Below are 11,697 nucleotides of genomic sequence, written 5' to 3'. Positions count from 1 at the left end.
TTGTTTGTTCATTTTCCGTGTAATCCGTGTATTCCGTGGTTAAAGCATATATATAGATATTCAAAAACCCTCTTCAACCACGGATGACACAGAGCAACACGGAAGGATTGTTTGTTCATTTTCCGTGTAATCCGTGTATTCCGTGTATTCCGTGGTTAAAGCATAAATATAGACACTCAAAAATCTTCATCAACCACGGATAACACGGAACAACACGGAAGGGTTGTTTGTTCACTTTCCGTGTAATCCGTGCATTCCGTGGTTAAAACATAAATATAGACACTCAAAAATCTTCATCAACCACGGATAACACGGAACAACACGGAAGGGTTGTTTGTTCACTTTCCGTGCAATCCGTGTATTCCGTGGTTAAAGCTTAAGGAACCTCTTAACAAAGTATAAACTGATAGCCTGCCGCCAGAATGCACCGTCTCAGAGTTACCTTAATCCATTCCACAAGCCAGGTTAGGTTTCGGCCGAACGAACCAACGACAATCAGACTCGGACAATTTACGTGATCTGGATGGATAAATTAAACGCGTAAGTATGAGAACAATACCTAATGCAATAGATGTCGTTATGACCGATACAATACCAGCCATTGCCAGATACCAGGCGTAGACTGTCACAGAATGTGTGCTCACAACACCCAAGGACGATACCAGGCACGATATAACAATGATCGCCACTTGAACAAGTGTAATGGATTTGTGAATTTTACAGATATTTATCATCTTTTAATCCCGCCATAATCTTTAGTGGAATGATGTACTCAGAGTTATGCCTGCTCACCTGATACAACTTTAATTCTTAAAACATACCCATAGCAGATGCATTCAACCGCATCTTGGTGGACTATATATCGAAAGCTTTTATTGCAGATGGAAAGTCAGAGATTCTTGGCTCGGTTAATTTCTTCCGGTCAATTCATGAATCGGTTCACGGAGAGACTGACTTCTATAGACTTCGTAGAAATAATCTACGAAACATGGCTTTTGTCTTCTTTTTAACCTATTCATCACAGTAGACCCTTGTTCCATTATAAAATGTAGATTCACTAATTAAATAAACCCAAAACTTTTTAGTGGAACAAATAAACGCCTTAAAACTGGACTCTCTACCATATTTAAAACAGGCTGAAGACAATATACTTTTCGTTATGAACACCAGTAGTACTGGAGTTCCCATTAGACTATTCACAGGCTCCCTCCAGAACAGATGTTCCATCTTTATGCGCGGCAAGATTGACAGATCACAATTGCGATTACAAGACGTAATGCTGACCATTTATTGCTATTGTTTAATAACCTCACCTCGACACATTCGATCGACCTTTGATGTCTCTGGTTAAGCCTGAGCAAGGAAGCCGTGTGATCAATAAAGTTGCCATAAATCGCAATTAGGGCTACAAGCGTGGCTCAGATCAAGGCGTGGCACAAGGATGTGCCGTTTACGGACCTAAGGATGGAATGGCCCAGCCCGCGTCAAGAGCCGCAACACCGAGCTGAGCCACGCTTGTAGCCCCTACCCTTATGATATTTAACGACAGGCCGTCGAGTATTAATACCTATGACCTGGTTAGTAACTATGCCCTTGCTGCAGCCTCTCCGTTTCCTATCGTAGAAATCACTTTGATCTGTCGATTATCCGGGACTTCATTGTAAGAGAGGATATGCATACCTGGTGCAGTATGCTTTGCAAAACGCGCCATCCAGGACCGAATAGGCGCAGCAACCAGCAGTAAGCCTTGTTGTCCTTGCGCCTCCATTGAAGCCTGGGTCTCAGCCAGTGCATTCTGAAGTCGTTCGGCCAATCCAGGTTCAAAACCAGCCTGACCATCTTCAGATGCCTGCAAGGTGCGTTGTAACAGTTGTTCCAATCCAGGATCTAAAACAGCAACAGGAATCTCTTCTGTGGTACCTATAAGTTTCTGCACTATCCCCCGTGATAAAGCCACACGAACAGCGGCTGTTAACACATTTGGATCCTGACTGCGTGTAGATTGCTCAGCCAATGTCTCAGCAATGGTACGAAAGTCCCTGATGGGAACATGTTCTGATAGAAGATTCTGAAGTATCTTGGTAACCACACTAAGAGATAGCGTTTTAGGCACCAGGTCTTCCACCAGTTTAGGTGCATTTCGTGCTAACAGATCAAGCAGTTGTTGTGTCTCTTCATGACCTAAGAGTTCATTTGACTGTGACTGGAGTATTTCACTCAAGTGTGTAGCCACCACCGTACTCGCATCGACAACGGTATAACCCAGTGTTTGGGCATGATCCTTCTGTTCCGGATCGATCCAAACTGCTTCGAGTCCGAATGTTGGATCCTTAGTTGGTGTACCCTGTAACTGACCAAAGACCTGACCTGGATTTATTGCCAGCTCTCGGTCGGGGTAGATTTCCACCTCTGCAACCACCACACCATTGATCGAAATTCGGTAGTTGTTAGGTGCCAAATCGAGGTTATCTCGAATATGAACCGATGGGATAAGAAAGCCCAGTTCCTGAGAGAGTTTACGCCGGACACCTTTGATCCTGTTCATCAACTGACCACCCTGATTGCGATCAACCAATGGGATCAGCCGATAACCGACTTCCAAACCTACCAGGTCAACGGGCTGAACATCATCCCAACTCAGATCCCGCTGCTCAGGTTGTTCAACAGGTTCTTCGACAAGCAGCTCTTCCTCAGGTTGTTGCTGGCGTTGCCAGATCAGCCAGGCTCCCCCGGCCGCTGCAGCCGCAAGTGTTAGAAAGGCAAAATTGGGCATGCCTGGAATAATACCCATCAAAAACAAAACTGCCGCTGCAACGGACAATGCTTTGGGGCTATTGAATAGCTGGCTGACGATCTGCCCACCCACATCCTGTGTACTGGCAACCCGGGTTACGATTATTGCAGCCGAGGTAGAGAGTAACAGTGAGGGAATTTGCGCTACCAGGCCGTCACCAATGGTTAACAACACATAGTTCTGTAAGGCCGTTGAGAAATCCAGACCATGTTGCGCCATACCAATGGAGAGACCACCAATAATATTGATGAACAGAATCAAAATACCTGCAATAGCATCACCGCGAACAAACTTACTTGCACCATCCATGGCACCATAAAAGTCTGCCTCGCGAGCTACATCTTCTCTTCGCGTTCTCGCTTCATCCTGGTCGATCAGGCCAGAGTTGAGGTCTGCATCGATGGCCATCTGTTTACCTGGCATGGCATCCAGGGTAAATCTTGCACTGACCTCTGAAACCCGGCCCGCACCTTTGGTGACCACTACAAAGTTAATGATTACTAAAATCAGAAATACCACCAGACCAACCGCATAGTTACCACCGATTACGAACGAACCGAAGGCTTCGATTACCTTACCCGCAGCATCACCACCAGTGTGCCCTTCAAGCAGTACCACCCGAGTCGATGCAACATTGAGCGCCAATCTTAATAGGGTGGCAATCAGCAACATACTGGGAAAAACTGAGAATTCCAACGGCCGACGAGTATAGATAACGACCAACATCACAACCAAAGAGAGCGTGATATTGAAGGTAAAAAACATATCCAATGCGATAGGTGGCAGAGGAATAACCAGCATTGCCAACAACATCACCAGCACTAGTGGTGCTCCGAGACCTCGTGCACCCAGTTGTTTGATGTTGTCTAAAATTGCAATATTATCCATTCTCTTCATCCGAGTTAGTGCAGATTATCAGCAGCCGAAAATTATTCATGCTGATACTCCTCCGGTACCTCTAAATCATCAGGCATCTCGGGATATAGACCACCTTCAGCGCTATAGGCCTTAAGCTGAAATACATAAGCCAATAGACGGGCCACGGCCATGTAGAGACCAGCAGGAATGAAGGCATTCAATTCAGTATGGAAAAATATGGCTCTGGCCAGAACGGGGGACTCTACAACAGGCACCTTGTGTTCAGCGCCAACCTTACGAATATTCTGCGCCACAAGATCAGCACCCTTGGCGACAAGTTTCGGCGCATGCATCGCCTCTGGATCATACTTAAGTGCTACAGCATAGTGAGTCGGGTTTGTCACAATAACATCAGCCTGAGGAACTTCCTGCATCATCCGTCTTTGTGCCATCTCCCGTTGTAACTGGCGTATCCGTCCTTTGACTTCAGGACGCCCTTCCGTCTCCTTCATCTCATCGCGCACTTCCTGACGGGTCATTTTCAATTGACGCTTGTGCTCCCATAATTGAAAAGGCACATCAATTGCCGCGATAAGAATCAGTGTTGCACTCATTAAAATAACCGACCAGCCAATAAGCGCGCTGAGATGCTGCAATGCTGGGGTAATTTCCATATTGTGTAGCGCCAGAAATTGGTCCAATGTCGCTCGCAACAACAATATGGTTGTGCCACCAATAAACAAAAATTTCGCCATTGCTTTCAACATCTCCACCAAGCTTTTTGCTGAAAACATCCTTTTCAATCCTTTCAAAGGACTCAACTTGCTCAGCTTTGGTGTCATGGATTCCGCACTGATTGAAAAACCACCCAAAGCTACGGAACTGAGAATTGCTGCTACGATCACTAGCAAAAAATATGGAACTATGGCAATAAAGGCTTTCCTAAACCCTTCACCCAAACTTTGGCTCATGGCGTTGATATCAAATATCTGCTCTCTGGTGATTACAAAACCATCACTCATCATCTGTGACATGGAATCACCAACTGAACCACTCATTATCACCAGGCAGATGACACCACCCAGTGTAACCGCCATGCTGTTGAGCTCCCGTGATCGCGGTACCTGGCCTTTTCGTTTCGCATCATCAAGGCGTTTCGATGAGGGTTGTTCTGTTTTTTCCTGGCCGTTTTCATTGTCAGCCATGATTCACCTCTCCACCTTCAGGGTCAGCATCAGATGCTGGAAGGCTTCATCCTGCAACTCTGTAAATACCGCAAAAACATTTGGCAGGCTTACCCACATCAGCGCGAATCCGAGCAACATAGTGATTGGAAACCCTACCGAAAATATATTCAGTTGAGGTGCAGCACGCATCACCACTCCCATGCCCATGTTCACCATCAACATTGCACCGACAATAGGCAATGCAATAATCAGCCCCCCTGCAAACAGACGACTACCCCAGGCGACCAGTTCGATTAACCCATTCCGTGAAATACCATCCACCGCTACCGGCATTGTGAGAAAACTATCAGAGATCAACTCGATCGCATGCAGATGGCCGTTAAAGATCAAGAAAAGCAGTGTCGCCAGGATCAGATAAAACTGTGATATCACGGGTACCTGTACGCCATTTGCCGGATCCACCATTGAAGCAAAGCCCAAGCCCATACTGTAGGCGACGACCTGACCACCGAATACCAATGCTGCAAATACCATCTGCAACAGAAAACCCATCATGATGCCAATCAGAATCTGTTGAAGCATAATCATGAATCCGGTGTGACTAAGAACATCTGCTGGGGGCAACAGAGGCAGTGTTGGTGCAACTAAAAATGAGATCAGCACCATCAAAAACAGACGCAAACGTACCGGTACCTGGCGGGAACTGAACAGAGGAGCGGAGAGCAGCATGGCACTAATACGCACCATCGGCCAAAAATAGGTTGCGATCCAGGCATTGAGTTGAACTTCATTGAAGACCATGATCGTCTACCGGATTCTCCATCGCTGATTACAGAATCAGCTCAGGTATACTCTCGATTAAATTAATCGAGAAATTCATTAACAGTTGCAGCATCCAATTACCTGCCCACATTAAAATCAGTCCAGACACAACCAGCTTGGGGATAAATGTCAGGGTCATCTCATTGATCTGCGTGGCTGCCTGAAACATGGCAATGATCAAGCCCACAGCCAAAGCAGGAAGCAATATCATCCCGGAGAGGATGCCGATAACCTCCAGGCTATTCTGTCCGATGGCCATTACAGTATCAGGACTCATGAGCAGATCTCCCGTCTATATTTGAAAACTGGATGCCAAAGTGCCAAACACCAACGCCCAGCCATCAATCAGTACGAACAACATGATTTTGAAAGGTAACGAAATGATCATTGGCGAAAGCATCATCATGCCCATCGACATGAGAATACTGGCCACCACCAAGTCGATTACCAAAAACGGAATGAACAGTAGAAAACCGATCTGAAAACCTGTTTTCAATTCACTGGTTGCAAATGAGGGCAACAATAAACTGAAGGGCACTTCTTCAGGTCCGTTGAATTCACCAAAATTACCGATCCTTGCAAACAGAGCCAGATCATCTTCGCGTGTCTGTGCAAGCATGAAGGTTTTAACCGGTTCCGCAGCAGCCTGAAGTGCCTGCATGGTATCCAACTCTTCTGCCATATAGGGTTGCACTGCTACCTCATTTACTTCATTAAACACCGGCATCATGATGAATAGTGTCAAAAACAGGGCGAGTCCAATGAGAATCTGATTTGAAGGGGTGTTTTGAGTACCCAAGGCCTGTCGCAGGATTGCCAGTACGATGATGATCCTTGCAAAGGAAGTCATCATCATCAGCGCCCCAGGCAACATAGTCAGGGCGGTCATAAACATCAGAACCTGAATAGTCAGAGTATAAGTCTGCCCGCCATCAGCACCAGGGGTAACACTGAAAGCATCTACACCAGGAGCGGCTTGCAACAAACCGCTGACAAGCAATCCGAAGATAAGCCACAAAATTTTCATTGTGCTTTCTCACTATCCTGAGGAGTCGTATCATTTTGCTGTTCAAGCTCTTCAAGATGTTGTTTGAAATTTGCAGTTCCATCGTCCAGCAAGTGCAGCATGCGCACCTGTCCAGGTGCTACGCCGATCAACATTCGAGTGTTTTCAACTTCAACCACTACAACACGTTCGCGACTACCGACCGAGGCGCCACCAACAACGCGAACCAAACCCTTCCCGCCCATGGACATCTGGCCATAGCGTTTGAACAGCCAGGCCGCGCCAACGATCACTGCCAATACAATCAACAAACCACTGACTGTACTTAAAAGTCCTTCAGCGCCGATTGGAGAAACATTGACACCTATCTGCTTCTTTGTCTCTTCAGCTGCCATCAGGCAATTACTGAAAAAAATCCCAATCAGTAGCCAGCGGGTCATCAACTTAACCTCTTGACCCGTTCGGATGGACTGATGATATCGGTCAAACGTAAGCCGAATTTCTCATTTACCACCACAACTTCACCTTGTGCAATCAGGGTGCCATTAACCAGAACATCCATCGGTTCACCTGCCAGCCGATCAAGTTCAACTACTGAACCTTGATTTAGCTGCAATAAATTTCGGATATTAATTCTAGTGCGTCCAATCTCCATCGAGATAGTCACTGGCACATCCAAAATGGCATCCATGTTGACACTGTTTACTGATGCAGATTCATCTGTCAGCTCATCAAAGCTGGCTGCTGCAGTATCTGTCGGTTGTTCATCATCCGCTTGATCTTCAAGCGCTGCTGCCCATTCATCAGCTAACGCTTCATTAGGATCAACACTTTTCTCATCACTCATCTTCATACCCTCTTAGGGGATTTACCCTTGGCCATCGATAACAATCAAGCTACAACAAGCTCCCGGAGATGACTCCGACAGATTGCTCAGGCCTTGTTCTCTATTTCAAGATAATCGTGCAAACCTTTGCGCTGATTATTTATAAGCCATTCACTGATCTTTAAGGCATAGTTTCCATCAGAAACACCTAACTTGGCTTTAAATACGGGAACATCAGCTGCTTCAACCTCTACCTCTTCCGGCATGTCGATCGGAATCACATCACCAGCTTTCAATCCTGCCAGATCTTTCAGACTCATTTGCACCTCGGTCAGATTGCTGCACAATTCTACTTTTGCAGCCAAAATCTCTTCTTTAAGTGACCGCTCCCAACGCTCGTCTCTTTCACCCCGATCACTTTGAACGCCGGCATCCAGTAATTCGCGGATGGGTTCAAGCATTGAATAGGGCAAGCAGATATGGAAATCACCTCCCCCATTTTCCAGATCCACATGAAAAGAGGTCACTACTACTACTTCTGATGGACTGACGATGTTTGCAAATTGTGGATTGACTTCAGACCCGCTGTATTCGAAGTCGACATTGAATACAGGCTTCCAGGCACTCTTCATATCTTCAAAGGCGCTGTTCAGCAATAACTGAACAACCCGATTCTCTGTGGGCGTAAAATCACGACCTTCAATCTTGGTATGGAAACGACCGGTACCACCGAAGTAGTTATCAACAACGCTGAATACCAGTTTTGGATCAAATACGAATAACCCCTTCCCACGCATTGGCGGCATACGGATCATATTCAGGCTGGTTGGTACAAAAAGACTGTGGACAAACTCAGAGAATTTCTGCATCTGGATGCCAGAAACTGACAGATCCGCTGTTCGTCTCAACATATTGAAGAGACTGGTGCGAAACAATCTTGCGAATCGTTCGTTAATCATCTCCAGAGTTGGTAGCCGCCCCCGTACAATTCGGTCTTGACTGGTAAAATCATATGAGACGGTACCACCCTCATCCGAAACTTCTGATTCTGTGGCGACATCCCCACTATCGACACCATGTAACAGGGCATCGATCTCTTCTTGTGATAGCAGGTCGCTGGCACTCATCTCTAATTCCTATATGTTTGGATTACTGCATCACGAAACTGGTAAAAAAGATCCCATCCACTTCACCCGGCCCTTCCAACTCCTTCACCACCTGATTCAGTGCCTGCAGCATCTCATCCTGCAAGGCATCTTTGGCTTCACGTGTTTTCAGGGATTTCGCATCTTTAGCTGATAGAAGATTGAGTAGATGATGACGAATCATGGGATCATTGTGGCGGATGAACTCTGCCATGGGCTCAGAGTAGACCCGTATGCTGACACCGATCTGCAACAGGCTTGGTTTGCCAGGCATATTGACTACAAATGGCGGTTTGAAATCGAGATATTGAGCTGGCCCCTTCACCTCTTCCACCTGCTCTTCAGCTGTTGCTTCTTCAGCTTCAGCTTCCTCATCTCCGCTGAGTAGAAAAAATGCAGCTACACCACCGCCGATCAGCACAACCGCTACAATAGCGATAATAATGATGAGCTTGGATTTTCCGCTCTTCTCTTCACCCAGGTCGAGCTCTTCAGATTCCTGTTCGTTTGCCATGTTGTCATTCCTCAATGAGACTACTCATCAACGAATGCAATTAAAGTGCCACCCTGGTTGACCTGTTTTTATCAATTATTTTCAATAAGTTATAAATTGCTAAAAAGAAAAAGACAAATAATTGACTCCTCATACGGACCCAATCAGGCGATTTTCCGACATCAAGCTTGTTGCCTGGATCTTTGAAAATATTACTTTCAACGCCAACTGAACAGGTGATGCCACACTCACCTCGGTTGTTAATAACATTATTGACCTGGCCGAATATGCCATCCAATAGTAATAAAAATACTATTATTCAAGCATGCCCTACCTGCAAGACATGCAGACATAGTGAAAACGCTTTTACAAATGAAGGATTAGTGCTATTAATTACAACAACATCCAGGTATAACTCTATAATAAACTTGGGATTTACGTGGAAACTCAACAGCAAAACAAAACAACTGCAGGCAAATTTTGCGATCTGCCTTCCCCGCCAGCGATACTGATAGCGTTGATTGATAGCTGCAATAACCCCGATGTGAGTTTCGAATCATTGGCAGAGATCATTCAGAAGGATGCCAGTATCACATCCCAAGTAATGTCAGCAGCAAATTCACCTTTTTATCGACAATGGAACGAGTTCACTACGCTTCAACAGATGCTGGTAGTGCTGGGCATCAACAGTGTCAGAACCATCGCTATCAACAGTGCGGTTCAGCAATACTTTTCCAACCTCAGTAAACAGATTGGTCAAAGTCTAGATCTGATCTGGTCAAGATCACTGGTCTGCGCCTATGTTGCCCGCTCCCTGGCTGAACTCACTGCCTACGCAACATTAGAAGAGGCTTACCTGGCCGGTCTGCTTCATCGTCTTGGACAACTTGCACTGTTGCAATCAGATCATCAGGGATATCTGAAACTGATCGATACAAACCAGGAAATCCAAGCGCTGCTACAGGCAGAAGAGAAGAGTTACGGGGCGACCTTTCCGCTGATTGGATCAGAGATGGTCGATCGATGGCAGCTTGAGGGTTTTCTTTCTGATGCGCTTCGTTTTCAGTGTGAACCGGCTGAAAACATTCTTGACAGTTCACAGCTGGTCAAACTGGTGAACCTCTCATGTCAACTCGTCGCAAACGGTATCAAACCAGATGATAGTGCACTAGCCCAAGGCGATGAGCTGTTTGGTTTGAATCAGGCTGTATTGGAACAGGTCATTACTGACGCCCATGAAAAGGCCAGCGCAGCCGCAGGTAGTTTAGGTATCCCATTCTCTGTCACAGGAGAAATTACCTCGACTAAAGAGAAGAGTGAAGCGCAACAGCAGGCACTTGGTGAACGAGTAAAACAAGCTGCGCTTTTCGGTGGCACTCTGGCGAGAACAAGCGAAAAGGCCGATTTTTCTGCCACTCTGCAGCAGATACAGAGAGATGTTGATCTACTGTTCGGAATCAAACAGGTCTGTTTCCTGCTGAAAGCGGAAGATGCACCACAATTAATCCCTCACTGTCCCTCCCCGACTCGCAGAGAGAAGATCCAGGATCTGCTAATTGCCATTGAATCGGATCGTAGTACGGCAGCCTGGGTTTTTAACAACCAAAGCCTTGCTTTCACCCATGATGATGCACATCTAGCAAGGCTGTCGGTTGCAGATCAACAATTGATGCGCCTGATCAGCAGTGAAGCACTGCTCTATCTGCCTCTGACATCCCAAGAGTATCCCATTGGCGTGATCGCACTCGGTATGGACAAGCACCAATACGATGCTCTCACCCCTCAGATATCACTTTTGAAACTGTTTGCCCGTGAAGCCGGTGAAACACTACAGCTTCAGCAGGAGATATCCACATCACGGCAACAGCTACTTGATGATGAGCGCGCCGCCTTCCACCTGGAGGCGCGAAAAGTGGTTCACGAGGCCAATAATCCACTTGGAATCATCAACAACTACCTACATATACTGGGCATGAAGCTGGGTGATGATAACCAGGTAAAGGAAGAATTGGATATCATCAAAGATGAGATCAACCGGGTCGGCAAGATTCTGCTACGTATCCGGGATATTCCTGATGAGTTGGAACAACAGGAAAAAAGGGTGGATATCAACAGTCTGATTACGGATCTTCACAAGTTGTTTCAATCCTCACTGTTTACAACCCACAATATCAACACCGAAGTCGACCTCGATGCCAATATCCCTCTGATCACTCTCCAGAGAGGTCATATGAAGCAAATACTAACCAATCTGATCAAAAATGCAGTCGAAGCCATGCCAGAGGGAGGGAAACTGAGTATTGCAACCAGAGATAATGCCTATCTTAATGGTAAGGCCCATATTGAGATTCAAATTGTGGATTCTGGGCCTGGGATCGATTCAGAGATCATGGATCAGCTTTTTTTGCCTGGGAAGAGTACCAAAGACAGCTCACATTCAGGTCTTGGGCTGGCGATAATCAAAAGTTTAATGGATGAACTTTCCGGGGTGATCAATTGCACCTCGAACAACAAAACGGGAACGCGTTTTCAGTTATTTTTGCCTCGTACGGCATGAGAATAAGCA

At 46.1% G+C, this 11,697-nt stretch carries 10 protein-coding genes; 1 reads left to right on the top strand and 9 read right to left on the bottom strand.

What is annotated here, in order from left to right:
- Window positions 1–1,585 precede the first annotated feature (1,585 nt).
- The 9 genes from flhA to AC4IFB_RS15080 all read right to left on the bottom strand — a co-directional run bounded on the left by flhA (window position 1,586) and on the right by AC4IFB_RS15080 (window position 9,152).
- On the bottom strand, window positions 1,586–3,673 hold the full coding sequence (gene flhA / locus AC4IFB_RS15120) for a flagellar biosynthesis protein FlhA (protein ID WP_490775408.1): 2,088 nt from the start codon (window positions 3,671–3,673) through the stop codon (window positions 1,586–1,588).
- A gap of 50 nt (window positions 3,674–3,723) precedes the next feature.
- Window positions 3,724–4,857: a flagellar biosynthesis protein FlhB gene (gene flhB, locus AC4IFB_RS15115; protein WP_490780589.1), complete on the bottom strand. Its 1,134-nt coding sequence runs from the start codon at window positions 4,855–4,857 to the stop codon at window positions 3,724–3,726.
- A 3-nt stretch (window positions 4,858–4,860) separates the two neighbouring features.
- Window positions 4,861–5,640, bottom strand: coding sequence for a flagellar biosynthetic protein FliR (fliR, locus tag AC4IFB_RS15110; protein ID WP_490775346.1), 780 nt, complete (start codon window positions 5,638–5,640; stop codon window positions 4,861–4,863).
- A 28-nt stretch (window positions 5,641–5,668) separates the two neighbouring features.
- Window positions 5,669–5,938: a flagellar biosynthesis protein FliQ gene (fliQ, locus tag AC4IFB_RS15105; RefSeq protein WP_490775347.1), complete on the bottom strand. Its 270-nt coding sequence runs from the start codon at window positions 5,936–5,938 to the stop codon at window positions 5,669–5,671.
- Between the two features lie 15 nt (window positions 5,939–5,953).
- Window positions 5,954–6,688: a flagellar type III secretion system pore protein FliP gene (fliP, locus tag AC4IFB_RS15100; protein ID WP_490775348.1), complete on the bottom strand. Its 735-nt coding sequence runs from the start codon at window positions 6,686–6,688 to the stop codon at window positions 5,954–5,956.
- Entirely contained in the window at window positions 6,685–7,107 is a 423-nt protein-coding gene (gene fliO / locus AC4IFB_RS15095; RefSeq protein ID WP_490780588.1) for a flagellar biosynthetic protein FliO, read from the bottom strand. The genes fliP and fliO overlap by 4 nt, the downstream gene beginning before the upstream one ends.
- The gene (gene fliN / locus AC4IFB_RS15090; RefSeq protein WP_490775350.1) at window positions 7,107–7,514 is read right to left on the bottom strand and encodes a flagellar motor switch protein FliN; all 408 of its coding nucleotides are present in this window, start codon (window positions 7,512–7,514) and stop codon (window positions 7,107–7,109) included. Before fliN ends, fliO begins: the two co-directional genes overlap by 1 nt.
- 86 nt (window positions 7,515–7,600) lie before the next feature.
- On the bottom strand, window positions 7,601–8,620 hold the full coding sequence (gene fliM, locus AC4IFB_RS15085; RefSeq protein ID WP_490775351.1) for a flagellar motor switch protein FliM: 1,020 nt from the start codon (window positions 8,618–8,620) through the stop codon (window positions 7,601–7,603).
- A 22-nt stretch (window positions 8,621–8,642) separates the two neighbouring features.
- Window positions 8,643–9,152 (bottom strand): flagellar basal body-associated FliL family protein, encoded by a 510-nt coding sequence (locus AC4IFB_RS15080; RefSeq protein WP_490775352.1) that lies wholly within the window; start codon window positions 9,150–9,152, stop codon window positions 8,643–8,645.
- A gap of 418 nt (window positions 9,153–9,570) precedes the next feature.
- Here AC4IFB_RS15080 and AC4IFB_RS15075 point away from each other — a divergent pair, with 418 nt between their 5' ends.
- A complete protein-coding gene (locus tag AC4IFB_RS15075) occupies window positions 9,571–11,688 on the top strand; it encodes an HDOD domain-containing protein (RefSeq protein ID WP_490780587.1) in 2,118 nt (705 codons plus the stop codon).
- Window positions 11,689–11,697 lie beyond the last annotated feature (9 nt).

The sequence above is a fragment of the Candidatus Thiodiazotropha sp. AKIB8 genome (genome assembly GCF_058244675.1).
This window is presented reverse-complemented; position numbering and strand designations above follow the sequence as displayed.